We start from the raw sequence: 26,413 nt of genomic DNA on the forward strand, positions 1-26,413 counted from the left end.
GCGAGTGAAAAAATAATTGCTGTTTGATAAGACTTTTAATTGCGCTTCACGCATAATACTCTAAAGCAAATCTACCTTTTTTGAGATTTAGATGGGAAATAGCTGCATTTCCCTGTTGAATAAATCTTAACCAATTTGAATTATTGTATTTAATAGAAGTTATTTCCTATGAAAATCGTCATCTTAAACAAGCCATATGACGTGCTCTCCCAATTCCGTAAAGACGAAGCGCATATGACCATATCTGACTTCGTGGACGATCCTAGTCTACGTATTGCAGGTCGTTTAGATATGGACTCTGAAGGTTTGGTATTTTTAACTGATCATGGTGGTTTAAATCAGTACATTACCAACCCTGAAAATAAAAAGTTCAAAACCTACTTAGTGCAAGTCGATGGTGACATCACAGAAGAAGCACTTGAGCAATTACGTAAAGGCGTTGAGCTGAAAGATGGTATGACTTTGCCAGCCAAAGCCATTAAAGTGCAACAGCCAGAATGGTTATGGGATCGTGATCCTCCTGTACGTTTCCGTGCAAACATTCCAACCTCTTGGGTTGAAATCCAAATTTGCGAAGGCCGTAACCGTCAAGTTCGTCGTATGACTTCAGCAGTGGGTTTCCCGACTTTACGTTTAATTCGTACACGTATTGGTGCAATCGATTTAGTTCAATTGGGTTTAGAACCAGGTGAAACCAAAGAAATTGAGCCTTTACTGTACCCTGACTTTCAAAATGTACCTGCAGAAGAACCTTACCGTTCGCGCTCTTATGTGAAAAAACCAGGCGGTACAGGTGGTAAGCCAATGGTTCGTAAGAATAAAGATGGCTCAGTGAAAAAGTCAGGTACAAAACGTATTTGGCAAATGGATGAGAGCGAAAAACCAAGACGCCGTACCAATGGCACAACTCGTCCGAATACTAAAGCCCCTCGTGGCCGCGGTCGTAACGGACGTTAAGATTTAAGAATTAAAGCTCACGAAAGTGGGCTTTATTTCTCTAGGAAAAATTCTGCACCAAATTTTAATTCATTACATTTATAAACAAACAATCTAAGTTTCTTACTTAAATTTTTTCCATTTTTACAAGTAAAATTTATATTAAATTCAACCAATAATTCTTTTTCACGATTTAATAAATCTATTTGAAAATCCGTTAATTCTAAATTTATTTCTTGAATCACTCCTTTTTCTACACGGTCAATTTTTACTGCTAATAATTGCTTGCCACTTTCTTTAATTCTAAGAGGCTTTGTTGCATAAATATGTAAGCATCTGATTTAAATAAATTTAATTTTGGATCAAAAAATAATCAAAACCTTTAAAATCATATAGTTATGAAATCTTTGTGCAACAAAGCCATTCTAAGATCAAAGATTTCTTCTCCAAAATTAATCAATTTAAAAACAACTTTGACAAATACATTTTGTTTTGAAGTTAATAGATGACTATTCGCTGAATTCCTATCAACACCTTGACCTAATACATTAAAAACTTCTGTATTAGAAATAAAAAATAGAGGCTCGAATAGCTTCTGCTGCTCAGCAAATTGATTTTTCTGAATAGTCACTAATTCTTTTTGTTGCTCAACATTTTTTTTCATCTCATCAATTTGCAACTACAATGCTTTTTCTTGCTGTTCCAAAGCTTTGGTATTTTGATCTAATTGTTTACCTTGCTGGAGATACCCGAGTATTAACCAAAGAAAAGCAACTGGAGCAAATATACCTGCAAGGAAATCCCCTAGTGAATTCAGCTCTCTATTGGTAAATACAAAATTGTTTTGAACGCAAAACAGTCCTATAACTAAGAACCAAACTACAGTTATCGAATTTCCAATTATTAAATTTTTACTATTCATTTTCTAATAAAAAACCCATACCTAAGTATGGGTTTTACATGAAAATTAAATACTTATCAAATTAAGCTTTTAACCACTTCTCCGCTTTAGCCTGATCTTCCACTTTAAGTTCAACTTCAGTTAATTCTGAACCTGCCGCTTTCACTTCAAAGCTCATCAGTTCATCGCGGCGAAATGCTAGTACGGTATAAGTACCGTCTTGCTTGGCATATTTTTCTGCCAATTTAACCGTCGCTTTTAAACCATCAATTGCAATAATCACATCATTTGCAGACAAGCCAGCTTTTGCCGCTGCACCATCACGACGAGCAGAATGAACCAACACACCTTCAGGCTTATCGACCAGCTTTAAACCAAATGGCAATGATTTGTCATTTTTAAGCGTGTAGCTTAGGCCAAACTCAGGGAATAATTGGTCTAACGGCAATTCATCCGTAGTATTAATCAAATGATTGATTTGTTCTAACCAATCATCACCCGTCAATTCATTGCATAAATTGAAAATAGTCCATTCATTCACTTGAATGCCGTTTTGTGCGTTTTCATATAGCTTACGCATTAAGGCATCAAGACTTGAACCACGTAGGCGTAAGCCAAGGTCTAAACACAGCGCCACGAGGCAGCCTTTATTATAGTAACTGGTACCTGCATTATTTGAGTTTTCATCCTGACGGTAGAATTTCACCCACGCATCAAAGCTTGACTCAGCAACAGTTTGAATTTCACGACCTGGATTTTGTAAATAGCGATCAATTTGTGCTTTCAATAGCTTGATATATGAATCCTGATTAATCACACCGCTACGCAGTAAAATCAAATCATCATAATACGATGTAAAACCTTCAAATATCCAAAGCAAAGAAGTGTAGCCTTCTTTGTTCAAATCATAATTCACAAAGTTTTCTGGACGGATAAATTTTACCAACCATGAGTGGAAATATTCATGGCTGCATAACCCTAAGAAACGTTGATAATCTGCCGATGGCTCTACAGGTTCATTGGCTTTTGGCAAATCATCACGCGGGCTAATTAAACTTGTACTATTTGGATGCTCTAAACCACCATAGCTATTGGCCGTTGCCATGGTCATAAAGGTATAGTCTTTAAATGGTGCTGAACCAAACATGGAAATTTCTGTCGAACAAATTTTTTCGATGTCTTGCTGCATACGCTGCGCGTTCATAGCATGTTTGCCCGACACCACAAATTCGTGTGGAATGCCGTTGGCTTCAAAACTAAAACGGGTTTGTTCCGCCAGTTCAAACGGTGCATCAATTAACTGAGCATAGTTATCTGCATATAAGGTATAACGACCTTTCACTAAACTTTTTGACTTTAATCCAGTCGCAAGTTGGAAATGCTTTAACTCGGGTGGCAAGAAAACTTCAACCTCAATGGCTGTATGTTCTTGGTCAACTAAACCTAAACATGCGCAAGCTGGATTGACGTATAAACGGCTTTGATCAACATAAGCACCACGAACCGACAAATCGAAGGCATATACATCATATTCAACCGTGATCAACTCATGATCTGTATTGAATAAGCGCCATTTATTTTTTTCAAATTTCTCAATTTGTAACAAACGCCCATCTTCATCATAAGCTCGAACAGCTTCGATATGCTTCGAAAATTCTCGGATTAAGTAACTTCCGGGAATCCAAGTTGGCAAAGAAAGCACCTGTGTTGGATTTGCCAAGAAACGTGCAGTGACATGGACTAGATGCTGACGATAATCGTCAAATTCGATTTGATAATGCAACATAATGGGCGATATAAAATTAGTAAAAGATAACTTATCAATTAGATTAACATTTTTTACAACTGAATGCGGAACTGTCGCAATTGTCTACAATTATGACTAGTCAGCAGAAAAAAAAAGGCATAGCATGCCTAAAATTTTTTTCGTTTTACCACCAACGGAATGGTTGGTTAAGGAACCTCATTGAAACACGTGATCTACCTCATCGCGCTGCTTAGTTTTCTATGCTCCACGATAGCAAATGCTGCCCTTTTAAATATTGTCCCTGAAACCGTGGAAGCTGAAGCTTGGACCATTTTAGACCCTCAGTCGGGTCAGGTGATTGCAGAACATAATAGCCATGTTCAGCGTGCTCCTGCTTCACTTACCAAAATGATGGTGGCTTATATTGCTTTAAAGGAAATTAAAGCAGGTCATTTAAAGAAAAATGAAATCCTAACCGCAACCCCAGTTGTACAAGTGGTTCAATGGGATGAATCACAAATGTATCTCAAAGCAGGCGAACAAATTTCAGTTGATCAGCTTTTGGCAGGTCTTGTGGTCATGTCTGCCAATGATGCCGCTGTGACTTTAGCTGAACGCATTTCTGGTGATATTCCAAAATTTATTGAACGCATGAACAAAGAAGCTAAAGCTTTGGGCATGAATGATACCAATTTTCAAAATCCAGCCGGTATTACCATGCCAGAACATTATTCATCGGCGGCTGACCTTGCACGTTTAGGGCAAGCACTGGTGACTGAAACACCTGACTATTTGTATTATTCTAAACAACAAAGTTTTAGTTATAACCAACGCTTCCACCGTGCAACTAATATTTTACTCAAACAAGATCCTACCGTTGATGGCTTAAAAACAGGTTTTACTAAAGCTGCAGGTTATAATTTAGCTTTAACAGCCAACCGTTTGATCGCGAATCCTGACGCGCCAGAACGTCGTTTGATTGTTGTGGTATTAGGGGCAAAAAGTGGATTAAAACGTGCAGAAGTAGCACACAACCTCATGAACTTGGCTTATACCTATACACGTAATGAAGTTGCAATCAAAGATAAGCAATTAATTGCAGAATTACCTGTGGTTAAATCAACCTTGAAAATGTTTAAGGTAGAAACTCAACAACCTAAACTGATTACAACTTCACTTTATGATCAAGCTTATGCCATCGATTTAAAAGCGTTTGATCCTACACAGCAACGTATTCTTTTAAATACTGGCAATGGTCAAATTCAAGCCATTGAACCACTTCATGAAACACAGACCAAACTGAGTGTTGAAGTGAATGAAAAAGAACTCACTGCGCCTTTGGCTGAAGTGATGAAATTAGCCACCGTTACGGTTTATCAAAATAATCAGCTGATCAATACCTTTGATATTGAAGATGACGTGCAAATTGAAGAAGCCAATATTTTTGAGCGTTTCATGATGTGGATTAAAGGTCTTTTTAGCATCTTTAATACCGATTCAGCAGAAGTTAAAACCTACCCTCTAGGTCAATGATGTGATTATGTAACCTGTAAGACAATTCGTTATTCGTGCAAAAAAGAAGATGGCATACTCGTGCCATCTTCTTTTTTTCAACAATAATAAAATAGGTAATTCAATGAATAACGCTGATGACTCCAAGTTACACCATATTGTCATTGTCGGTGGTGGTGCCGGTGGTTTAGAACTGGTCACCCAACTCGGTGATTTACTCGGTAAAAAAAAGAAAGCGCGCATTACCCTTGTAGATATGAAACTCACGCATGTCTGGAAACCCCTTTTACATGAAATTGCCGCAGGGACGATGTCGGTTAGTGAAGAAGAAATTAACTACTATGCACATGCTGCGAAGCATCATTATGAGTTTGTCTTGGCTAAATTTGAGAATGTTCATCCTACTGAAAAAACCATTCAGCTCAGCAAAGTCCAACAAGGTAAATATGAATCCACTCAAGAACAACTGCAACTGAGTTATGACACCCTTGTTCTTGCTTTAGGCTCAGTTTCCAACGATTTCAATACACCGGGCGTGTATGAACATTGCCACTATTTGGACAGTCTGCAACAAGCTGAAATCTTCCAACAAGATCTCTTACAGTTGTATTTGGATGCACAAAATAGTAATACAGCACGTGAGTTGAAAATTGCCATTATTGGTGCAGGTGCAACGGGGGTTGAACTTTCAGCAGAATTGGTTGAAGCCAAAAATAATTTTTATAAATATGGTTTAAATAAAATTCATCCGCAAAGCGTACAGATCAATTTAATTGAAGGTGCTGATCGGATTCTGCCTGCACTCCCTGAAAAAATGGCCGAGCACGCACAGCAGCAATTACAACGCATGAAAATTGAGGTCTTAACCTCTAAACGTGTGGAAAAAGTCGATGCTGAACATGTTTATTTTAATGATGGAAGCAAAATTAAAGCCGAACTAAAAGTTTGGGCAGCAGGCATTAAAACACCAGAAGTAATTTCGAAGCTTGAAGGCTTTGAAAAAGACCGTATGGGGCGTTTGAGTGTATATGCAACACTACAAACTAAGGCACACCCAGATATTTTCGCGTTTGGTGATTGTGCACATTGCCAACCGCGTGCAGATGAGCCTGTCCTCGGCCCACGCGCTCAAGTTGCTAGCCAACAAGCGTCATTTCTCGTGGATTGTTTAAAGGCGCGTATCCGTGGTCAGCAACTCCCAATGTTCGTATTTTCAGACAAAGGCTCCCTAGTCTCATTAAGCAAGCATAAAGCGGTTGGTGAACTTTTAGGTCAGGTCAATGTTCAAGGCTTTGTTGCCAAATCAATGTACGTTTCACTTTATCGAATGCATCAAGCCACAATTTACGGCTATGCACATGCAGGACTATTAACGGCTAAAGATTTTGTTACACGAAAAATTGCGCCTAAAATTAAATTGCATTGAAATTTACAGATTTGCCCCGATTAATGAAAAAAGCATCATAAACATTTAAAAATTGCATTTTTTTGATAAATTTAGTCTACAAAAGTGCAATTTCACTTTATGATGTAACCTTTAAAAAATTGAATGGATCAATAACATGACTGCTATTGCAAATAACTCTGTGGTTTCTTTCCACTACACATTGACTAATGCAGAGGGTGAAACTCTCGACCAATCTCAAGGTGAGCCACTAGCATATTTGCACGGCGCTGGTAACATCATTCCAGGTCTTGAAAAAGCTCTTTTAGGCAAAACAGTTGGTGAAAAATTCACTGTAACTGTACCTGCTGCTGAAGGTTATGGCGAATACAATCCTGATCTCGTTCAAGAAGTTCCTGCTCAAATGTTCCAAGGCGTGGACAACATCCAACCAGGTATGCAATTCCAAGCTCAAACTGATGACGGCGTTCAAATCGTGACAGTTAAAGCTGTTGAAGGCGACAACGTTGTTGTTGATGCGAACTTTCCACTTGCTGGTCAAGATTTAACCTTCGAAGTTGAAATCGTTGAAATCCGTGAGGCTTCTGCTGAAGAACTTGAACACGGTCACGTACACGGTGCAGGCGGTCACCACCACTAAGATCTTCCAATCTCTAGTGCAAGAAGGCAAAGTTTTTACTTTGCCTTTTTTTATTTGCTATATTTCATGTAAAGCAAATAATTTATTGAATAAGAATGAAAACTCATACCCTTCTATTAAGTCTATGTCTCATAAATATGTCTTTTCCAGCATACGGATCTAGCGATACTTGTCGCAGTTTCGAATTAAAAAGCGCAAAGCAACTCAATCGCGTCTATCAAAAAGATGAATTCTATATTTTTTATTCAGATAAACAGAAAAGTAGAGACCGCATCCAAAATCTTAACGATACAAACAATAATGCAATTCCTGACTATATCGAAGATATTGCCATCCAAGCAGTCGCATCAAGAGATATCTTTAAACTAGCAGGATTTAGACATCCTCTAAAAAGCCCAAGATATAAGAATGTAAAGGCTATTGCCATATATGTACACGAACTAAAAGGAAATGGGCTCGCCTATGAAAACTCATCTCGAGCGCCAAGTGCCACGAATCTTAAAAATAATCTTTGCTTTATCAGCATTTCTATTTCAAATCAATTAAAAGACTTTCCTGGAAATTATTGGACTACGATCACTCACGAATTATTTCATTTATACCAATATAGCTATGCACAATTTAAAAACGCATGGTACTTGGAAAGTATGGCTAATTGGGCTGAACGTGCACTTAGACGTGATATTACACCGCAAACAACTCAATTACGTGCATTACCCCAAAATGCATTACAAGTTAATGAGCAATTCTTTAATAAAAACTATAATCACATGTGGCGGCGTTTGTTTTTCAAACAACAAAAAGATGCATTCTTAGTCCCCGATGAGCTTCTAAAGAGAACTTATATTGATGGTTCACTGGTATTTAAAGATAATGTTTGGTATGGAACTAAATTTGCAAAACATTTTTTAACCGACCTAGAAAATTCATCCATTAAAATAAGTAACGAAAAAAAATGGAACCCTTATCAATGGAAAGAATCGGATCAAAAGCTAAAGCAATGGAATTGTACAATCTTTAAAACTTATCAAAACAACCTTAAAGAATTTGATAAAAAAGATAATGAAATTAAATCTCTAAATGAAATATCATCAAAATCTATCAATGATTTTTGTTCGTGATAGAAAAAAAGCAGGCCACGGCCTGCTTTTTTAAAACGGATAATTAATTCTTATGAATTAACGACGTTGGTTATAAATCTGCTGCGCTGCAGGTAGATTTTTACGCATCGCTTCAATACGTTGTGAGTTTGATGGATGCGTAGACAGGAATGATGAACCTCCCGCACCTTCAAGCTTGTTCATTTTTTCCCAAAGTGTAATCGCCGCTTGTGGGTTATAACCTGCACGTGCCATTAACATTAAACCACCTTGGTCAGCACGGCTTTCTAGAGAACGTGAATACGGTAACCCTATACCGATTTGACTACCTAACTGCGCAGCAGCAGTGCCCAATTGACCGACATTATTGCCTGCGGCACTTAAACCAATATTCAGCGCAAGATCCGTTAAAGCTTGAGCACCCAATTTACTTTTTGCATGTTCTTCAAGAGCATGGACCATTTCATGTCCCATAACCGCTGCAATTTCTGCATCAGTTAAATTTAGTTTATTGACGATACCTGTATAAAATACAACTTTACCGCCTGGAGCGACAAAGGCATTGACTTGATCAGATTTCATGACCGCCAATTGCCATTGGAACGCTTGACCCGTTTGGTTCATTTGGTCTGCATAAGGACGTAGTTTTTGGAATACAGTATTAATGCGCTTATATGTACTCGAAGAGGTATCGAGCTGATTTTTAGAACGCGCATCTGTCACCATTTTGTTATAACTTTGTGTTGCTTGCGCGTTCAATGTAGCAGTATCCGCTCCTGCCATATCTGCCACTGTCGCACAGCCCGAAATCGTCATTACACCGGCCATACACAGGCTTGTTAGAATTATTTTTTTCATTAAGGATACTCCAGACCATTAAAATATAAGTGAATTTATGGATATTATATTCTTATGGTTTGGAGCTTAAAACGAAGTTATAGCGACTTATAATAGTATTTATGTAATTTTTTAAGCTGAAAATTGAAGAACCAACCAATAGATTAAACAAACCACATTCAAGCCTAAATAAACATGCATTAATGGCTTGATTTTTTCTTCTAACTGCACATTTTTTCGCTTAAAAAATAGGACAGCATTTTGTATCAAAACTATAGGTACAAGAATACAGGCAATAATCACCGACAACCCAATCAGGGCTTGATAAATTAATTGTGGATCTTGAGTTTGGGCACGAATGATCATCATGGCAATAGTGGGTGCTCCCCCCATCGCAAATAATAAAGAATAAAAAATGGTGGTCGAAATATTCTTTTGCATCCTGCACTTCTCTTCCTAATTCAAATTGCATTTTAGCAAGTCACCACAAAGTGTATAGCGTACTAAAATGCAACTTTAGTCTTGAAAACCGCAGATATTAACGACGTACACTCGAAGGTGTCGCATTTTTATAATATTGCTGCGCTTCTGGCATCATTTTTTGCATAGCAGCAATACGATCATTGTTACTTGGGTGTGTAGACATAAATTTGCTCAGTGCATCATTGCCACGGTTGTCATTCGCATTCATTTTTTTCCACAACGAGATCGCCGCTTCTGGGTTATATCCAGCTTTTGCCATCATAACTAGGCCACCTTTATCCGCGCGGCTTTCCAAATTACGTGAATACGGTAAGCCCACACCGAACTGACTACCCAAATCAAGCAAGGTTGCACCATAGCCACCTGCTGCATTACCTACGTATTGTGAACCTATACTCACTGCAAGATTGGTCAGTGCTGAAGCGCCAATTTTATTTTTTGCATGTTCTTCTAAAGCATGAACCATTTCGTGACCCATGATTGCTGCGACTTCATCATCCGTCAGTTTGAGTGTTTCGACGATTCCTGTATAGAAAACAACTTTCCCGCCGGGTGCAACATAGGCATTGATTTCTTTAGACTTGATCACGGCAACTTTCCAATCAAAAGCCTGACCCGTTTGATTCATCTGATCTGCAAATGGTTTCATTTTCCAGAAAACACGGTTTACTTTTTGATAAGTCGCAGATTTGGTATCGAGCACTTGTTTGGTTTGTGCATCTTTTAACATTGCGTTATAAGACTGTGTTGCCTGTAAGTTCAAAGATGCAGAATCAGCACCTGCAAGATCAGCAATCGTGGTACAACCTGATAAAGAAGCTGCTACGGCAAAGTATGCCAAAGTTTTTTTATAATTCATCATGATCTCTAGTTATTTATAAAGAGTGTCAAATATATACAAAAAATTGACTGACTCAATATTTTTATGCTTAATTTTTCAAAATCTTTATTTTTCCATGATTTAAATTTAATAACTGATGTTACGCCCATAAAAATACTTTCACATTTTTTTAATACTTTTAAGCATATTCGACGGAGTCTTACATCTAGGGTTTAAATAAAGGGATTAGCCTTCGGCTGGAGGTACACACATGAAACAATGTTTCTCATTAGGCAAAATGAGAAGCGTGCTTCGCAAGTAAACCATCTTGCGGTGCAATGCACCTCACCGACAAAACTCGTTCACTAGTGTCAAAATATTTACAGTATTGCAAAAACATTTTTAATTAAAAGTAGTCCTGTCTCAAACACTTGCGGATGAATTATCGCGTATCATTCTTTTATTTGAATCAAATGGCACTTCGGATGTTACTGAGTACTATCAGTTTATAATACATGCCGTTTTTTGAAGTTATGTTCTTCGCTATATAAAAAAAGCCCCGCTTTCGCGAGGCATTTGACATCTTAATTCAACAGCACATTATGCGTCGAATGGATGACGTAATACGATTGTTTCATCACGGTCTGGACCAGTTGAAATGATGTCGATTGGACATTCAATCAATTGCTCTAAACGTTTCACGTAGTTAATTGCATTTTGTGGCAATTGATCTAGTGATTTCGCACCGAAAGTAGACTCAGACCAACCTGGCATAGTTTCATAGATTGGTTTTAAAGTTTCAAATGCAAGCGCATCAGAAGAACCTACACAACCAGAATCAGCTGCTTCGTAACCTACACAGATTTTCACTTCTTCTAAACCATCTAGAACGTCTAGTTTAGTTAAGCAAATACCAGAAAGTGAGTTTACTTCTACTGAGCGACGTAGAATTTCAGCATCGAACCAACCACAACGACGTTGACGGCCAGTAGACGCACCAAACTCAGAACCGACAGTACCCAAGTGTTTACCGATTGCATCACCAACGTCGTTAGCAGCATCATAAACAAGTTCAGTTGGGAACGGACCAGCACCTACACGAGTTGTGTACGCTTTAGTAATACCCAATACATAGTCAAGGTGCAATGGACCAAGACCTGAACCAGAGCTTACGCCACCAGCAGTTGTGTTTGAAGAAGTAACATACGGGTATGTACCGTGATCAACGTCAAGAAGTGAACCTTGCGCGCCTTCAAACATGATTTTCTTACCTGCTTTACGGTAAGCATGAAGTTCACCAGTAACGTCCATCACCATAGGTTCGATGACTTTACGCCATTCGTCACATAGAGCGATTACATCTTCAACTTTAACTGCTTCAACACCGAAGAATTGAGTCAATTGGAAGTTATGGTATTCAAGAAGCTCTTCTAGTTGAGCTTTAAGATGAGCACCACCACGAACCAAGTCAGCAACACGGATTGCACGACGAGCCACTTTGTCTTCGTATGCAGGACCGATACCACGACCTGTTGTACCAATTTTCGCATTGCCACGTTTTTTCTCACGTGCTTGGTCAAGGGCGATATGGTGTGGAAGGATCAACGGACAGTTTGGAGAAATACGTAGACGTTCACGTACAGGCACGCCTTCTTTTTCTAAAACTTCCATTTCGTGGATTAAAGCTTCAGGTGATAAAACAACACCATTACCAATTAAGCACAATACGTTGTCACGTAAAATACCAGATGGAATGAGGTGTAAAACAGTTTTCTTACCACCAACCACAAGTGTATGACCTGCGTTGTGTCCACCTTGATAGCGAACTACCGCAGCCGCTTGATCTGTGAGCAGGTCGACGATCTTACCTTTACCTTCGTCGCCCCATTGGGTACCAAGTACCACAACATTCTTGCCCATAATAGCCTCATTGCATCATGCTGTTAAAATTGGAAAAAACGTGTGTGCCCGCAGGCACATTCGCGATTAAATTTGTTTGATTGTCCACTCGCCATTTGCATTCACCAACTGGTGCGTTGCATACGGTGCTGAGCTTAAATCATCATTACCTAACAATTGAACAACACTGAATCCTTCGGTACGTGCTGCCTCAATTGCCTTTAATAAATCTGCTTCGATGCCTTTTGGTGCAACCAAAACTTGGCTTTTCTGAACTTGACCTGCAGTTAATGCATATAAGTCACAAGAGAAACCTGTCGCTGGACGCGCGCGACCGAAGTGTTCACCAATACCATCATAGCGACCGCCTTGAGCCAATGGCGCAGCGCGGTTTGGCGCATATACGGCATACATTAAACCAGTGTGATAGTGATATGAACGAAGTTCAACCACATCGATACCAATATGTAGTTCTGGCCAACGCACCTGAATTGCGGCTTGTGTCGATTTCACTGCATCAAATGCAAGTTTAAATGCTTCGTTATTTAAAACTTCAGCACTTAAATTTGCTTGTAACGCATCTAAATCACTTGCAAAACGACCTAATGTATAGAAGTCAGCACCATTTGGAATGCTTTGTGTGAATTCAGCAAGTTCAGGTAAAGCTTTACGTTGATACAAGTCAGATAACTGACGTTCAACCGCTTTGCTCAAGCCAGCTTGTTTCACCATGCTGCGGAATAAACCGACATGCCCTAAATCAAGATGGATACCATCTGCATGACCTGCTTTAGCAAGCAAGTTGATCATGACATCAATCAATTCAACGTCAGCATCAATGCTGTCTGAACCAAATAATTCTGCACCTAACTGTAAAGGTGCACGTGTGGTATTAAAACCCTGTGGCTTAGTATGTAGTACTGTACCAGCGTAGCAATAACGAGCTACACCTTCGACAGGATGTACATGCGCATCAATACGAGCCACTTGTGGTGTCATATCGGCACGCACACCAAGCAAACGACCTGAAAGTTGATCGATCACTTTAAAAGTGGCTAAGTCTAAATCTTGATTCGATTCTGAAAGAGAAGATAGAGATTCGATGTATTCAATGAATGGCGTGTACACCAACTGATAACCTCGAGATGCGAGGAAATCTAATGCTTCACGACGCAAAGATTCAATCACTTGCGCCTGTTCTGGCAGTACATCAGCTACACCATCAGGTAATAACCATGTCTCTGAAATGGGCATGTTGTAAACCTAAATTCTTGTCAGCGCGGAACAAATCCGCATAAAAAAATCGGGAGCACACCCGATTTCTCCTAGTTTAGCACGATAGTTTTACGCTTGCACACGACTTTTTCATAAAAGATGCTTCAGCATTCATTACTTCATAAATAGCTTTAATTTTTACAACTAAATCCATGTTTATGCTTAGATTTTAAAATCCTGTAAACGTTATTTTTTTAACCATTTGATAAAAAATAATAAGCATCCTACTTTCTATAGATGAAGTTTTAAACAAAGTTATAAATATGATCAGGCTCAATAACTTAATTTAAGACACGAACATCAATCCAATGGAAGCGCTGTAGTTTGTTTAACGGCCTGTAACGGTATCTCTGTTTTTACATTTTGCACACTGGCGATCTGCGTTAAATGATGAATCTGAAACTTTCGATAGGCTTCTAAATCTGCCACGACGATACGTAAGAAAAAGTCACAATCCCCTGCCATGAGTTGACATTCAACCACCTCAGGCATCGTTTGAATCGCTGCGACAAAATCATTCACGGTTTTTGCATCTTGACCTTTTAGCCAAATCCGCGCAAATACCGTTAAACTTAAATTCAATTTTGACTGATTCAGTAAAGCCACATATTTCTCAATATAGCCTTCATCTTCTAGTTGCCTAACCCGTCTCAAACACGGCGAAGGTGATAAACCAACTAGTTGGGCCAATTCATTATTTTGTAGTTTTCCATTTTGCTGTAATGCTTGCAAAATGCGTTTATCTATCTGATCCATCAATAAAGGCACTAAATTTCACAATAATCTTTATTTTAGCAATTTTATTGCACAACAAAAGCAATCTTCCATAAAATAGCTGCCAAATGCTGCTCAGATATCCATAAAATATTGCTTTCGATCTCGCTTCATGGAAAACGTCATGTTGATGTTTAGACAAAGTACACTCAATCACACCCACTCACAGCATTCTATTGAGTTTAAACGAGGTCTAAAAACATCTATTCCAATGCTGCTGGGCATTATTCCTTTTGCATTAGTTTTGGGTGCTCAGGCAACACATAAAGGCTTTTCTAGTTTAGAAGTTCCGCTTTTGACTGGCCTTAACTTTGCAGGTGGTTCTGAATTTGCCATTTTGGAAGTTTGGACCAATCCCCCTAATATTCTCATGCTGATGTTTATTACGTTTTTAGTGAATAGTCGGCACCTATTAATGGGGGCGAGCCTTGTCCCGTATTTACAACATCTACCGAATCGTAAGGTTTATACCGCTTTATTTTTTATGTGCGATGAAAGTTGGGCTGTGGGTTTGGCTGATGCGCAAAAAAAATCTAATGTTTTGGGAATTCAGCGCGCCTTTAGTTTGATGTTCTATGCAGGCTTATGCTGTGCTCTATATTTGATGTGGGTTGGCTTTACCACGCTAGGGGCAATGATCGGGCCGATACTTGGCGATATTAGTCGACTTGGTTTTGATATGGCCTTCCCTGCTGTATTTCTTGTTTTACTGCGTGGCATGTGGAAAGGCTTTAAAGCGGCGCGTCCATGGCTGGTCAGTTTGATTGCCGCATCTTTGGCTTACTTGTATCTCCCTGCGGGCTGGTATGTTCCGATTGGCGCAGTTACTGGCATTGCTTCTGCATTTTTCCTAATTGGAGATGATGCATGATCCAGACTAGCACCCTGATCGCGATTCTATTTATAGCCTTAACCACTTACCTGACCCGCATCTTGGGTTATATGTTACTGAAAAACCGTAGCCTCACCAACAAACAACGTCAAATTATGGAAGTTGTCCCCGGCTGTGTGTTGATATCAGTGATTGCGCCCTATTTTGTCAAATATAATCCTGCCGATCTGATTGCGATAGCCATTACCCTATTTGCAGCATCACGTTTTTCGTTATTGCCTACCGTTGTGATTAGCATGCTTTCAGCAGCAGTATTAAGACAAATTTTGATTTAACTAAGTAATACGCGATCATGTTTTGAATAACGAAAGAACTACGATTTAAACCCAATGATGATGAATATTAGGAATCATCTTATTGGATAAAAAATACCCATACCTTGAGATCACATGCTTCATGCAGATATCGAGGTGTGGGCAGTCTTTTGTATTTTTTTGATTAGCTTTGGTCTGTCTTGATCACTTTTGCCAAAAGGTTCACCAACTCTGCATTTTGCAATTCAACTTGCTGTAATTTGTGAGTGGTTTGATCTAATACTTCTTGCTGGATATGCATTTTCTTTGCAAGATCTTGCATAATTTCCAAGGTCTTTTTCAGGTTGGCTTCTAAATGCACCACTTTTTCTTCAAGTGGCAAGGTTTCATGCGCGGTAGATTGCGATACGTCACGATTAAACTGTAGCCAAATTAAAAATATAACCGCCAGCGCCAATAATAAAATAAATCCCCAAAGTAACATCAACATCATGCTCAATACTCTTTATATATTTCTTTGACTTTCATCTTAAACAATAAATCGGCTGTGCTTGAATATTTTTTAAAATTTTTCAATATTTTCAAGCCATATGTAGGTCATTAAGCATGATTTTTCATCTAATTTTAGAAAATAAAAAAACACCTACAAGCTAGTAGATGTTTTTACATTGGATATGTTTGAATTTTTATAGAGAATGAAAACTTTCACATAAATCGAGCAAGCGGTTCGCATAACCCCATTCATTGTCATACCATGCGAAAACTTTTGCTTGTTTTCCTACCACCATGGTTTGATTCAAATCGACAATCAATGAATAAGGTGAATGATTAAAATCACTTGATACCAAAGGTTCATCGGTTACTGACATAATTTCATGATAATCAAAACGTGCAGCTTTGCTTAACACTGCATTTAACTCATGCTTGGTGATAAGCGATTGGGACAAAAAACTTAAATCGATTGCAGCGACATTGATCGTCGGTACACGTATCGAATAGCCATCGATTCGATCTTCCATTTTCGGCATGACCCGTTTCAATGCCCCTAGAGCTGAAGACGTCGTTGGAATAATATTTTGACCCGAAGCTCGCGCACGACGTAAGTCACGATGTGCATGATCCAATACAGACTGATCCGCAGTCACAGCATGAATTTCTGTCATGAGTGCTGTGTCTATACCAAAGGCATCATCAATAATTTTGACTAAAGGCACCAAAGCCTGCGTGGTACACGACACACTCGAAATAATTTGATCCGTCGCTTTGACTTCATGATGATTAACACCATACACAATCGCAGCATCAACACTGTCAAACGGCGCCGCACCAATAATCACACGTTTGCCACCTGCACCAATATGTTGTGTGGCTGCCTCTCGCGATCTAAATAAACCTGTGCATTCGAGTACCACATCGACATTCAGTTGCTGCCAAGGCAAAAGATTCGGCTGTGCTTCATTTAAAACTTGCACTTTGAGATGCGCTTGAGCACAAGAGATATCTAGAAAAATAGCGCCATCTTGCTCAAGAATTTCGACTTGGCCTGCAAAACGACCATGCGTGGTGTCATATTTAAACAAATGCACCATGGTTTCCACATCAGCGACATCATTTATGGCAACAATTTCATAATGAAATTCTTTTGGATTTTCAAACCAAGCGCGTAATACATTGCGTCCGATTCGACCAAATCCATTAATTGCCACTCGCTGCATGACCAATCCTTCGTTTTGAAACAAAAATAAAGCATCTATATGTTAATGGATTTCAACATGAAAACGTTATCATTTATTCGTTTAATGCTTATTGGGCTTTATTTTTATAAAACTTTAGCACCTGTATAGATCCAAATATTAGCTTCACTAGAAATGTACAGCACTAAGATCAAGTCCAAACACTATTATTAAATTGGGTATAAACATGCAATTATCCAAATGAACTGAAAAATATAAAAGCAACCCACCTTCATGTAGAGCATTCATCAACATGTTGAATTTGAAATTTCAAAGCTTTTCAAGACATATAAACAACTGATGTTATGTCGTAAAAGTAATTAAGCATTTTTAAAATGCTTTTTAAGTTTATTCGACGGAGTCTTACATTTTTGAATTGATAAAGGTATTAGCCTTCGGCTGGAGGTACTCTTACGAAACATTGTTTCTCATTCGGCAAAATGAGAAGCGTGCTTCGCAAGGAAACCAACTTGCCGTGCAATGCACCTCACCGACAAAACTCTTTCACTAGCGTCAAATTATTGAAAATATCGCAAAAACATTTTTGATTAAAAGTAGCACTATCTCAAACACTTGCGGATGACGTTACCGCGTATCGTTCTTTTATTTGGATCAAATTGCGCTTCTGATGTTACTGCGTAACATCAGTAAATAAAACGCAGCAACAGTGCGCTCACAAGATTAATCAATGAATACTTTTCAGCGTTCCAAAGGTTTAAAAATCTAAAAATATAGGTGCTAAATTTAAAACATATAAAAAGTCATAGAGATAGCCGAAAATCATTGGTCACTACACCTTTTTCCGTTATAATTTAGCGTTTTTAAATTTTATGTCAGCATCTCAAGCCAGCTTTAAATTTTTGTAAGACTTGCTTGATATGCTATTACCAAATCGAAATTAGGAGAGACTTGGTTGTGAGTACTCGTTTTATGACATCAGCTGAAATTCGCGAAGCTTTTTTAAGCTACTTTGAATCGCAAGGGCATACACGTGTCGCGTCGAGTTCTCTGGTACCTGCCAACGACCCAACACTATTATTCACAAATGCTGGTATGAACCAGTTTAAAGACTGCTTCCTCGGTCTTGAAAAACGTGACTACGTTCGTGCAACTTCTTCACAAAAATGTGTCCGTGCCGGCGGTAAACACAACGACTTAGACAACGTTGGTTATACAGCACGTCACCACACGTTCTTTGAAATGTTGGGTAACTTCTCATTTGGTGACTACTTCAAACGTGATGCCATCACATTTGCTTGGGATTTCTTAACCAACGAAAAATGGTTAGGTCTGCCAAAAGATAAACTATATGCCACTGTTTACCATACAGATGACGAAGCATTTGATATCTGGAACAAAGAAATTGGTCTAGACGCTTCACGAATTATCCGTATAGGTGACAACAAAGGCGAAAAATACGCTTCAGATAACTTCTGGGCAATGGGTGATACAGGTCCATGCGGTCCATGTTCTGAAATCTTCTTTGACCATGGCGACCATATTTGGGGTGGCTTACCGGGCACTCCTGAAGAAGATGGCGATCGTTTCATCGAAATTTGGAACAACGTATTCATGCAGTTCAACCGTACTGCTGATGGCGTACTGCATGCCCTTCCTGCACCTTCTGTAGATACTGGTATGGGCTTGGAACGTATTTCTGCAGTTTTACAGCATGTAAACTCAAACTACGAAATCGATCTATTCCAAAACCTACTTAAAGCTGCTGCTGAAATCATTGGTTTAGATACCACTGAACTTGAAGCAAAAGCACAAGCAGAAAACAAACCAGTTGAATACCCTGCTTCACTTAAAGTTGTGGCTGACCATGCACGTTCTTGCTGCTTCTTAATTGCAGACGGTGTTAACCCGTCTAACGAAGGCCGTGGCTATGTACTGCGCCGTATTATCCGTCGTGCCGTACGTCATGGTAACAAATTGGGTGCAACAGGTTCATTCTTCTACAAAATGTTGCAGCCGTTAATCGAAGTGATGGGTGCTGCTTATCCTGAACTTGCTGCTAACCAGGCACGTATCGAAGCTCAGCTTTTAAAAGAAGAAGAGCAATTTGCTAAAACACTCGAGCAAGGCTTGAAATTGCTTGAAGGCGAATTGGCAAACCTTAAAGGTTCAGTGATTCCAGGCGAAACTGTATTTAAACTGTATGACACTTACGGCTTCCCGACTGACTTAACAGCGGATATTGCACGTGAACGTGATCTCACCATTGATGAAGCTGGCTTTGAAGTTGAAATGGCTGCACAGCGTCAACGTGCACGTGATGCAGGTAAATTCGCCATCGACTACAACTCAATTGTCAAAGTTGAAGGCGAGACTCAATTTGACGGCTATGACGCAACTCAAGGCCAAGGTCAAATTGTTGCAATCTACAAAGACGGCGAACAAGTTGATGAAGTTTTTGAAGGTGACGAAGCACTAATCGTTCTAAACCAAACTCCTTTCTATGCAGAAAGTGGCGGTCAAGTTGGCGATACAGGTATCTTCAAAAACGAAACTGGTATTTTTGAAGTTCAAGACACCAAAAAATCAGGCGGCGCTTTTGTACACCAAGGCATCGTGACCATGGGTAACTTAAAAGCAGCTCAAGCAGTTGAGGCGATTGTTAAAGCGGATATCCGTGAAGCAACTTCACGCAACCACTCTGCAACTCACCTATTACATGCAGCACTTCGCCAAGTTTTAGGTACGCACGTACAGCAAAAAGGTTCATTGGTTGCAAGCGAACTTTTACGTTTTGACTTTGCTAATGACCAACCTGTTTCATTTGAACAGCTTCAAGAAATTGAACGCATTGTCAATGCCGAAGTGATTGCCAATACTGCTGTTTCAACTGAACTTTTAGACATCGAGGCGGCCAAAGAAAAAGGCGCAATGATGTTGTTCGGTGAGAAATACGGTGACGAAGTACGTGTACTTTCAATGGGTACAACCAAAGATGAGAAAAACTTCTCTATCGAACTTTGTGGCGGTATTCATGTAAAACGCACAGGTGATATTGGTCTATTCAAAATCACTTCTGAAGGCGGTGTTGCTGCAGGCGTACGTCGTATTGAAGCCGTTACGGGTACTAAAGCTGTTGAAGCTGCGCAAAAAGCAGATCGTGACATTCATGCAATTAACGACTTGCTGAAAGCGCAAAAAGATCAAACTTTAGAAAAAGTTGAAGCTTTGTCTCACACAGCATCTAGCTTGCAAAAACAAATTGAACAATTGAACCAAAAATTGGCAAGCTTCCAAGCCGCTGAGTTATTGAATCAAGTTCAAGAGATTGCTGGCCGCAAAACATTAATCACTACCGTTCAAGGTGTAGATGCGAAATCACTTCGCAACTTGCACGACGGTGTGAAATCTAAGCTAGATAATGCTGTGATCGTGATCGCAGCGGTTGATGCCGACAAAGTGAGCTTAATTGCTTCGGTAGCTAAAGAATACACTGCTGCTGTAAAAGCAGGTGACATCATCAAACACCTTGGTCAAGAACTTGGCGGTAAAGGTGGTGGTAAACCTGATATGGCTCAAGGTGGTGCACCTTATAGCGACAAACTTGAAGCGGTAATGACTGACCTCGTTGCATGGTTAGCTGCAAAATAAGACCAAAAGTCCTATAGCTCAAAGTGACTCACCTCCTTTGAGCAAATCAACAGGTTTAAGCAGTGTGTTTTTTAATGCTGGATCCTGCTTAAACACTGTTGATGCGTGTAAGCGCAAACTCAATCATCATGTTGAAACCAATATTCAACCTCTGGCTAAATGATGAAAATGGAGTCTAAAAGGCTGGGTTCATGTGAATCCCCTGCAGACACAAAGTATCTATTTGAACTCCTCCTACCTTGGAGTTCATAAGCTACGTGGTATATTAAAATCGCGCCGAAGTGCGGTCTTAAAATATGTGTAAGTGCTTTAAGTCTTTAGACTTATTTAATTGGTAAGGATAGTTATGGCATTAATCGTTCAAAAATATGGCGGTACCTCAATGGGTACTCCAGAGCGCATTTTAAATGTTGCTCGTCGTGTAAAGCGTTGGCATGATCACGGTCACAAAGTTGTGGTTGTTGTATCTGCAATGAGTGGCGAAACCAATCGTCTACTTGCTTTAGCGAAAGCCATTACCGAAACCCCTGATCCACGCGAATTAGACCAAATGGTGTCTACGGGTGAACAGGTAACGATTTCTATGTTAGCAATGGCACTTAACTCTATTGGTGTTGAAGCTAAATCACTTACAGGCCGTCAAGTCGGTATTAAAACCGACAGCGCATTTACCAAGGCGCGTATTGAAGCGATTGATACGGATGTATTGACTTCAAACCTTGACGCTGGACGTGTCATTGTAGTGGCAGGTTTCCAAGGCTTTGATGCCGAAGGTAACACTACGACTCTAGGTCGTGGTGGTTCTGACACTTCGGGTGTTGCATTGGCCGCCGCACTTAAAGCTGATGAATGTCAGATTTACACAGACGTTGATGGTGTTTACACCACTGACCCTCGTGTCGCTCCAAAAGCGAAAAAAGTTGATCGTATTTCTTTTGAAGAAATGCTTGAAATGGCATCACTTGGTTCTAAAGTCCTTCAAATTCGTTCTGTAGAATTTGCCGGTAAATACCAAGTGCCTTTACGCGTATTATCAAGTTTTGATAATGACGATGATGGCGCATTCGACGAAAACTTTAAACAAAACGTCGGGACACTAATCACCACTGAAGCGGAAGACAACATGGAACAACCAATCATCTCAGGTATCGCGTTCAACCGTGATGAAGCTAAATTAACTATTCTTGGTGTACCGGATAAACCAGGTATCGCTTCAAACATCCTTTCACCAATTGGTGATGCCAATGTTGAAGTGGATATGATTATCCAAAACGTTGAAGAAGACGGTACAACTGATTTCACATTTACAGTTAACCGTAGTGAATTATCAAAAGCGAAAGCCATTCTTGAAGCGACTGCACAAGAAATTGGTGCACGTGAAGTTGCAACTCGCGCGGACATCGTAAAAGTATCGATTGTAGGTGTTGGTATGCGCTCACACGCAGGTGTTGCAAGCAAAATGTTTACTGCTCTTGCAAAAGAAGGCATTAATATTTTGATGATTTCGACTTCTGAAATCAAAATTTCAGTGATTATTGATGAGAAATACTTAGAGCTTGCTGTACGTGCTCTACACACTGCATTCGGTCTAGACCGTGAAACAGGTGAATCAAGCGCACGTGCTTAATTAACCTTGCTGTGTGTCAAAATTTGTCATTGTTAGACAGATTTTGAAAAACATCGTAAAAATTCAGAGCCACTATAGTTTTTTTTATAGTGGCTCTGTTATATTAAACCTGAGGATTTTAAAATTTACTCAGTTTGCGACTGTCACAATGATTGTTTCAGATGCACTGCTAAATTTTTTGCTTTTACAAGTTATGAATTTTACATAACAGATCATTTGCAGGTTTTGCATTTTGCAAGGAGAGAAACATGCTGATTCTGACTCGTCGTGTCGGAGAAACATTAATGATTGGAGACCAAGTTAGCGTGACTGTACTTGGTGTTAAAGGTAATCAGGTTCGTATTGGCGTGAATGCTCCAAAAGAAGTATCTGTTCATCGTGAAGAAATTTACCAACGAATTCAACATGAACGCGCAATGCACGAACATCTCCAAAACATTGATCAAGAATATCAGCCATCTTTTGAAGAAACTGATTATTCCCAAAATAACTATAATCGCTAAGATTTAAGTTGTTTAAATCATAAAGCGGCTCATTAGGCCGCTTTAAATTTATCTAGAACATGCTTTTACTATAGACGTTCAACTAAGCTTTATTACTGCCCTTCTAGAACTTTACGGACTGGGCCAAAACTGCGGCGATGTTCATCAATCACCCCATACTGCGCAATCGCTTCGAAGTGCGCTTTGGTTGGATAGCCCTTGTGTTTCGCAAAACCGTACTGTGGATATTTTGCATCTAGTTCAACCATTTCATGGTCTCGAGTCACTTTTGCCAAAATACTCGCAGCCGAAATCTCTGGATGAATCGCATCACCACCTACGACAGCATCACAGCTCATCGCTAAACCGGTTGGGACTTTATTACCATCGACCAGCACGTGTTCTGGCTGTACATTGAGTTTTTCCACTGCACGACGCATTGCAAGTAATGATGCCTGCAAAATATTGATCTCATCAATTTCTTGTGCAGAACTTTCAGCAATCGCCCAAGCCAAGGCTTTTTCTTGAATCTCAATAAATAACTTTTCACGTTTTTTTTCAGTGAGTTTCTTAGAATCGTTTAAACCTTCAATCGGGTTATTTGGATCTAAAATGACAGCTGCCGCAACAACCGAACCCACCAATGGACCGCGACCCGCTTCATCTGCACCAGCAATTTTCATATATCTCTCACTCAAAATAAAATACGACCCTTAATTTGGATTTGCTAATACTCAGCAATACCAATGTCTGGGTCGTATAAAATGTTCTAAATCTTAGTTTTTAAATGTTTCGATCACGCAAGCATTTAAAGTATTTGTCACGATTTTAGCCGCAAGATTAGCTTGTGAAGTTTTATCCATTGCTGCTACAACCAAATCCGTTGCAGTCACGCTAGTTGTCGCTTTCTCGCCTACACATGAACACACTTCAGTTTGTAGTTCAGATTTTTGAGTTTCTGTTAATAGTTTTGAACCTGTTTTCCAGTAGCTGTTGTTATTTAGCTCAGTCACGCATTTCGCTTGAACACCCACTTTAACAGCCATCATTGCCAAGCTGTTTGCTGAAGTTGTACCTGTAGATGTACTTGTACCTGTTGTACCAGTCGCAGCACATGCAGAAAGTACAAGCGCTAATGGAGCTAGAACAGCAACTAATTTTTTCACGAATATTTCCTTTGTTCTGTTAATTAACGCGCATATTGTGCCCCAAATCACACACCATCTGATATGACTATTTAAAATAAATTCGGTAGTTGTGTAGTTAATCATCAAAGCCTGTGTTGCATATTCACAACACAGTGTCCCGATTTTAAACGACGCATATTTTTGTGGTCTGTATTAGAATCTGCATAAGATTGGACGCTTAAATAATCAACATGAGCAATAACACACAATACTACACTCGAACAGCTCAGGTCTTACATTGGCTGATGGCGATCATATTCATCGTGGCATGGTTAATTGGCTTTTATAGTGGTAATTTTCTGAGTTATGACGTCGATGGCAGCTTTAAAGGGCAAGTCATTACCCTCCATAAAAATATTGCTACTACGATTATTTTTCTGGTGGTGATACGAATCTTTTGGCGCTATACCCACCCCGCTCCAGATTTACCTGACAACATGTCCTCCGGCATGAAAACCTTGGCACATTTGGGTCATTTAGCACTTTATTTTGTACTACTGGCTTTACCTATTACAGGTTGCTTATTTAGTTGGAGCGCAGGTCACCCGGCCCCTGTCCTGTATTTGTTTGAAATACCACGCTTGGTCCAAGATAATCCTGAATTACTTGCCATCGTGAAACCGCTACATATTTGGATTTCTTGGGCAGCAGGCTTGCTCTTAGTCGGTCATATTTTGGCAGCACTGAAACATCATTTTATTGATAAAGACCATGTGCTCAAAAGCATGACACGACAACCAAAACCCTAATAAAGACAAAATAAAAGCCACATCATGTGGCTTTTATTTTGAGCATCATCTTTTAATTCAGCACTTGCTGAGCACAGCCGCGCATACTATTCAAAACCGCTTTAGATATCAGTTTATTCTTTTCAGTTTCATTCACTGCAGCAGTCATCAGATCTTTTGCACCGATATCATCCATAGCATGCTCACTCACGCACTGACAAATCGCAGCTTGATTGTCTTTTTTCTGTTGAGCACTCATAAACAACGCAGCACCTTTCCAAATTTTAGAACTATTTAACTCTTGCGAGCATTGATATTCAATCACGGGCTTTAGCATACGCTGACTTAAACTTGATTTATCTGCAATAGCAGCCGATGAAATCAATACTACGGCTAAAAATGTAATCGATGAGGCAAATATAGAGCGATTTGAATGAGAGAAAAGCATGATTTAAACATAAAAAAGGCAGTGAATATTCACTGCCTGAGATTATACGCTGATTATTAATTCAACGCTTCAATCTTTTTAATCCAAGTTTGTTTTTCCGCATCTGAAATAAATGATGCTTCAAAAGAGTTAATTGCCAGTTGCTTTAACTCTGCATTGCTTAGATCAAGAGCTTCGGTGATCGCAATAAAGTTATCATTCATATAGCCACCAAAATAAGATGGATCATCTGAATTGACGGTCACATGCACACCTTGTTGCAATAGTCGGCGAATATTATGATTAGCCATATCATTCACCACACAAAGTTTTAAATTACTCAGCGGGCAAACTGTTAATGGCATTTTCTCTGCAATTAAACGCTGCATTAAGACAGGATCTTCTTCTGAACGTACACCATGGTCAACACGATTTACTTTCAGTAGATCCAAGGCTTCCCATACGTATTCTGCTGGACCTTCTTCCCCTGCATGCGCAACAATAAGAAAACCTGCTTCACGTGCTTTGGCAAAAACACGTTCGAATTTTGATGGCGGATGCCCCACTTCACTCGAATCTAAACCGACACCAATAATTTGATCTTTATATGGCAAAGCCTGTTCTAGAGTTGAAAATGCTGCGTCTTCAGATAAATGACGTAAGAAACACATAATCAGATGTGAGCTAATGCCCAGTTTCATTTTAGCATCATCACAAGCGCGTTGTAAGCCATTCAAAACAGTTTCAAAAGCAACGCCACGATCTGTATGAGTTTGTGGGTCGAAGAACATTTCAGTATGAACCACATGATCTTCTGCACATTTTTCTAAATATGCCCATGCTAAATCATAAAAATCTTGCTCATGAATCAGTACATTCGCACCTGCATAATAAATGTCTAAAAAAGACTGTAAATTATGAAAGTTATACGCTTCTTTTAATTCTTCGACTGACTGATAAGGAATTGCAATATTGTTGCGTTGGGCAATTGCAAACATGAGTTCAGGCTCAAATGTCCCTTCAATATGCACATGTAGCTCTGCTTTTGGCAAAGCGCGAATCAGCTCAAGTTGATCCATCTTTTATCCTCATAAAAATAAAAAAGGGTGCAAACGGAGTTTACACCCTTTCGCTATTTGACAGTA

At 39.4% G+C, this 26,413-nt stretch carries 27 protein-coding genes; 11 read left to right on the forward strand and 16 right to left on the reverse strand.

Annotation, left to right across the window (positions count from 1 at the left end; translation table 11 throughout):
• Positions 1–168 precede the first annotated feature (168 nt).
• Entirely contained in the window at positions 169–957 is a 789-nt protein-coding gene (locus FTT92_RS05015) for an rRNA large subunit pseudouridine synthase E (RefSeq protein ID WP_180171577.1), read from the forward strand.
• Between the two features lie 32 nt (positions 958–989).
• On the opposite strand, the gene FTT92_RS05020 is transcribed toward FTT92_RS05015, so the two are convergent.
• From FTT92_RS05020 to FTT92_RS05035, 4 genes are all read right to left on the reverse strand, one after another.
• Entirely contained in the window at positions 990–1,181 is a 192-nt protein-coding gene (locus FTT92_RS05020) for a hypothetical protein (RefSeq protein WP_180171578.1), read from the reverse strand.
• 143 nt (positions 1,182–1,324) lie between these two features.
• Entirely contained in the window at positions 1,325–1,615 is a 291-nt protein-coding gene (locus tag FTT92_RS05025; protein ID WP_180171579.1) for a hypothetical protein, read from the reverse strand.
• Entirely contained in the window at positions 1,616–1,858 is a 243-nt protein-coding gene (locus FTT92_RS05030; protein ID WP_180171580.1) for a hypothetical protein, read from the reverse strand.
• Between the two features lie 61 nt (positions 1,859–1,919).
• Positions 1,920–3,623, reverse strand: a complete 1,704-nt coding sequence (locus FTT92_RS05035; RefSeq protein ID WP_180171581.1) for a M61 family metallopeptidase — start codon at positions 3,621–3,623, stop codon at positions 1,920–1,922.
• A gap of 180 nt (positions 3,624–3,803) precedes the next feature.
• Between FTT92_RS05035 and FTT92_RS05040 the strand changes: the two genes are divergently transcribed.
• The 4 genes from FTT92_RS05040 (at position 3,804) to FTT92_RS05055 (ending at position 8,262) form a co-directional block, all read left to right on the forward strand.
• Positions 3,804–5,117: a D-alanyl-D-alanine carboxypeptidase PBP6B gene (locus tag FTT92_RS05040; protein WP_180171582.1), complete on the forward strand. Its 1,314-nt coding sequence runs from the start codon at positions 3,804–3,806 to the stop codon at positions 5,115–5,117.
• Between the two features lie 103 nt (positions 5,118–5,220).
• The gene (locus tag FTT92_RS05045) at positions 5,221–6,522 is read left to right on the forward strand and encodes an NAD(P)/FAD-dependent oxidoreductase (RefSeq protein WP_180171583.1); all 1,302 of its coding nucleotides are present in this window, start codon (positions 5,221–5,223) and stop codon (positions 6,520–6,522) included.
• A gap of 136 nt (positions 6,523–6,658) precedes the next feature.
• Positions 6,659–7,141 (forward strand): peptidylprolyl isomerase, encoded by a 483-nt coding sequence (locus FTT92_RS05050; RefSeq protein WP_078194383.1) that lies wholly within the window; start codon positions 6,659–6,661, stop codon positions 7,139–7,141.
• A 137-nt stretch (positions 7,142–7,278) separates the two neighbouring features.
• Positions 7,279–8,262 (forward strand): hypothetical protein, encoded by a 984-nt coding sequence (locus tag FTT92_RS05055; protein ID WP_180088512.1) that lies wholly within the window; start codon positions 7,279–7,281, stop codon positions 8,260–8,262.
• Between the two features lie 57 nt (positions 8,263–8,319).
• Here the strand turns inward: FTT92_RS05055 and FTT92_RS05060 are convergent, their stop codons facing one another.
• From FTT92_RS05060 to FTT92_RS05085, 6 genes are all read right to left on the reverse strand, one after another.
• Positions 8,320–9,099 carry a M48 family metallopeptidase gene (locus FTT92_RS05060; protein WP_078194384.1) on the reverse strand — a complete coding sequence of 260 codons (780 nt, stop codon included), beginning with the start codon at positions 9,097–9,099 and terminating at the stop codon, positions 8,320–8,322.
• A gap of 111 nt (positions 9,100–9,210) precedes the next feature.
• Positions 9,211–9,519, reverse strand: a complete 309-nt coding sequence (locus tag FTT92_RS05065) for a hypothetical protein (protein WP_078194385.1) — start codon at positions 9,517–9,519, stop codon at positions 9,211–9,213.
• Positions 9,520–9,616: 97 nt separating this feature from the next.
• Positions 9,617–10,420: a M48 family metallopeptidase gene (locus FTT92_RS05070; RefSeq protein WP_180171584.1), complete on the reverse strand. Its 804-nt coding sequence runs from the start codon at positions 10,418–10,420 to the stop codon at positions 9,617–9,619.
• A 561-nt stretch (positions 10,421–10,981) separates the two neighbouring features.
• Entirely contained in the window at positions 10,982–12,301 is a 1,320-nt protein-coding gene (locus FTT92_RS05075; RefSeq protein ID WP_078189071.1) for an adenylosuccinate synthase, read from the reverse strand.
• A gap of 66 nt (positions 12,302–12,367) precedes the next feature.
• Entirely contained in the window at positions 12,368–13,534 is a 1,167-nt protein-coding gene (locus FTT92_RS05080) for an ATP phosphoribosyltransferase regulatory subunit (RefSeq protein ID WP_078194388.1), read from the reverse strand.
• Between the two features lie 321 nt (positions 13,535–13,855).
• On the reverse strand, positions 13,856–14,311 hold the full coding sequence (locus FTT92_RS05085; protein WP_078194390.1) for an Lrp/AsnC family transcriptional regulator: 456 nt from the start codon (positions 14,309–14,311) through the stop codon (positions 13,856–13,858).
• 142 nt (positions 14,312–14,453) lie between these two features.
• Here FTT92_RS05085 and FTT92_RS05090 point away from each other — a divergent pair, with 142 nt between their 5' ends.
• The gene (locus FTT92_RS05090; protein WP_180171585.1) at positions 14,454–15,200 is read left to right on the forward strand and encodes an AzlC family ABC transporter permease; all 747 of its coding nucleotides are present in this window, start codon (positions 14,454–14,456) and stop codon (positions 15,198–15,200) included.
• Entirely contained in the window at positions 15,197–15,496 is a 300-nt protein-coding gene (locus tag FTT92_RS05095) for an AzlD family protein (protein ID WP_180171586.1), read from the forward strand. The genes FTT92_RS05090 and FTT92_RS05095 overlap by 4 nt, the downstream gene beginning before the upstream one ends.
• Before the next feature lie 163 nt (positions 15,497–15,659).
• Here the strand turns inward: FTT92_RS05095 and FTT92_RS05100 are convergent, their stop codons facing one another.
• A complete protein-coding gene (locus tag FTT92_RS05100; protein ID WP_078194432.1) occupies positions 15,660–15,962 on the reverse strand; it encodes a hypothetical protein in 303 nt (100 codons plus the stop codon).
• Between the two features lie 199 nt (positions 15,963–16,161).
• On the reverse strand, positions 16,162–17,190 hold the full coding sequence (locus FTT92_RS05105) for a type I glyceraldehyde-3-phosphate dehydrogenase (RefSeq protein WP_180171587.1): 1,029 nt from the start codon (positions 17,188–17,190) through the stop codon (positions 16,162–16,164).
• A gap of 933 nt (positions 17,191–18,123) precedes the next feature.
• On the opposite strand from FTT92_RS05105, the gene alaS reads away from it, so the two are divergent.
• The 3 genes from alaS to csrA all read left to right on the forward strand — a co-directional run bounded on the left by alaS (position 18,124) and on the right by csrA (position 22,947).
• Entirely contained in the window at positions 18,124–20,817 is a 2,694-nt protein-coding gene (gene alaS / locus FTT92_RS05110) for an alanine--tRNA ligase (protein ID WP_180171588.1), read from the forward strand.
• A gap of 346 nt (positions 20,818–21,163) precedes the next feature.
• On the forward strand, positions 21,164–22,444 hold the full coding sequence (locus FTT92_RS05115) for an aspartate kinase (protein WP_078194395.1): 1,281 nt from the start codon (positions 21,164–21,166) through the stop codon (positions 22,442–22,444).
• Positions 22,445–22,692: 248 nt separating this feature from the next.
• Positions 22,693–22,947: a carbon storage regulator CsrA gene (csrA, locus tag FTT92_RS05120; protein WP_078189080.1), complete on the forward strand. Its 255-nt coding sequence runs from the start codon at positions 22,693–22,695 to the stop codon at positions 22,945–22,947.
• A 92-nt stretch (positions 22,948–23,039) separates the two neighbouring features.
• Here csrA and rnhB read toward each other — a convergent pair whose 3' ends face one another.
• Both rnhB and FTT92_RS05130 read right to left on the reverse strand, forming a co-directional pair.
• Positions 23,040–23,609, reverse strand: coding sequence for a ribonuclease HII (gene rnhB, locus FTT92_RS05125; protein ID WP_078189081.1), 570 nt, complete (start codon positions 23,607–23,609; stop codon positions 23,040–23,042).
• A 93-nt stretch (positions 23,610–23,702) separates the two neighbouring features.
• The gene (locus tag FTT92_RS05130) at positions 23,703–24,092 is read right to left on the reverse strand and encodes a hypothetical protein (protein WP_078189082.1); all 390 of its coding nucleotides are present in this window, start codon (positions 24,090–24,092) and stop codon (positions 23,703–23,705) included.
• Positions 24,093–24,304: 212 nt separating this feature from the next.
• Here FTT92_RS05130 and FTT92_RS05135 point away from each other — a divergent pair, with 212 nt between their 5' ends.
• Positions 24,305–24,862, forward strand: a complete 558-nt coding sequence (locus FTT92_RS05135) for a cytochrome b (RefSeq protein WP_078189083.1) — start codon at positions 24,305–24,307, stop codon at positions 24,860–24,862.
• 52 nt (positions 24,863–24,914) lie between these two features.
• Here FTT92_RS05135 and FTT92_RS05140 read toward each other — a convergent pair whose 3' ends face one another.
• Together FTT92_RS05140 and FTT92_RS05145 are read right to left on the reverse strand one after the other, a co-directional pair.
• Entirely contained in the window at positions 24,915–25,289 is a 375-nt protein-coding gene (locus FTT92_RS05140; protein ID WP_078194399.1) for a hypothetical protein, read from the reverse strand.
• 56 nt (positions 25,290–25,345) lie between these two features.
• Positions 25,346–26,347: an adenosine deaminase gene (locus FTT92_RS05145; protein ID WP_180171589.1), complete on the reverse strand. Its 1,002-nt coding sequence runs from the start codon at positions 26,345–26,347 to the stop codon at positions 25,346–25,348.
• Positions 26,348–26,413: the final 66 nt, after the last annotated feature.

The organism is Acinetobacter sp. YH12023 (genome assembly GCF_013420135.1).
Taxonomy (GTDB): domain Bacteria; phylum Pseudomonadota; class Gammaproteobacteria; order Pseudomonadales; family Moraxellaceae; genus Acinetobacter; species Acinetobacter amyesii.

Coding starts and splice junctions, on each gene's coding strand:
- FTT92_RS05015 (WP_180171577.1), top strand. CDS start 169: ATGAAAATCGTCATCTTAAACAAGCCATATGACGTGCTCTCCCAATTC.
- FTT92_RS05030 (WP_180171580.1), bottom strand. CDS start 1,858: ATGAATAGTAAAAATTTAATAATTGGAAATTCGATAACTGTAGTTTGG.
- FTT92_RS05035 (WP_180171581.1), bottom strand. CDS start 3,623: ATGTTGCATTATCAAATCGAATTTGACGATTATCGTCAGCATCTAGTC.
- FTT92_RS05045 (WP_180171583.1), top strand. CDS start 5,221: ATGAATAACGCTGATGACTCCAAGTTACACCATATTGTCATTGTCGGT.
- FTT92_RS05050 (WP_078194383.1), top strand. CDS start 6,659: ATGACTGCTATTGCAAATAACTCTGTGGTTTCTTTCCACTACACATTG.
- FTT92_RS05055 (WP_180088512.1), top strand. CDS start 7,279: ATGTCTTTTCCAGCATACGGATCTAGCGATACTTGTCGCAGTTTCGAA.
- FTT92_RS05060 (WP_078194384.1), bottom strand. CDS start 9,099: ATGAAAAAAATAATTCTAACAAGCCTGTGTATGGCCGGTGTAATGACG.
- FTT92_RS05065 (WP_078194385.1), bottom strand. CDS start 9,519: ATGCAAAAGAATATTTCGACCACCATTTTTTATTCTTTATTATTTGCG.
- FTT92_RS05070 (WP_180171584.1), bottom strand. CDS start 10,420: ATGAATTATAAAAAAACTTTGGCATACTTTGCCGTAGCAGCTTCTTTA.
- FTT92_RS05075 (WP_078189071.1), bottom strand. CDS start 12,301: ATGGGCAAGAATGTTGTGGTACTTGGTACCCAATGGGGCGACGAAGGT.
- FTT92_RS05080 (WP_078194388.1), bottom strand. CDS start 13,534: ATGCCCATTTCAGAGACATGGTTATTACCTGATGGTGTAGCTGATGTA.
- FTT92_RS05085 (WP_078194390.1), bottom strand. CDS start 14,311: ATGGATCAGATAGATAAACGCATTTTGCAAGCATTACAGCAAAATGGA.
- FTT92_RS05090 (WP_180171585.1), top strand. CDS start 14,454: ATGTTGATGTTTAGACAAAGTACACTCAATCACACCCACTCACAGCAT.
- FTT92_RS05095 (WP_180171586.1), top strand. CDS start 15,197: ATGATCCAGACTAGCACCCTGATCGCGATTCTATTTATAGCCTTAACC.
- FTT92_RS05105 (WP_180171587.1), bottom strand. CDS start 17,190: ATGCAGCGAGTGGCAATTAATGGATTTGGTCGAATCGGACGCAATGTA.
- FTT92_RS05115 (WP_078194395.1), top strand. CDS start 21,164: ATGGCATTAATCGTTCAAAAATATGGCGGTACCTCAATGGGTACTCCA.
- csrA (WP_078189080.1), top strand. CDS start 22,693: ATGCTGATTCTGACTCGTCGTGTCGGAGAAACATTAATGATTGGAGAC.
- rnhB (WP_078189081.1), bottom strand. CDS start 23,609: ATGAAAATTGCTGGTGCAGATGAAGCGGGTCGCGGTCCATTGGTGGGT.
- FTT92_RS05135 (WP_078189083.1), top strand. CDS start 24,305: ATGAGCAATAACACACAATACTACACTCGAACAGCTCAGGTCTTACAT.
- FTT92_RS05140 (WP_078194399.1), bottom strand. CDS start 25,289: ATGCTTTTCTCTCATTCAAATCGCTCTATATTTGCCTCATCGATTACA.
- FTT92_RS05145 (WP_180171589.1), bottom strand. CDS start 26,347: ATGGATCAACTTGAGCTGATTCGCGCTTTGCCAAAAGCAGAGCTACAT.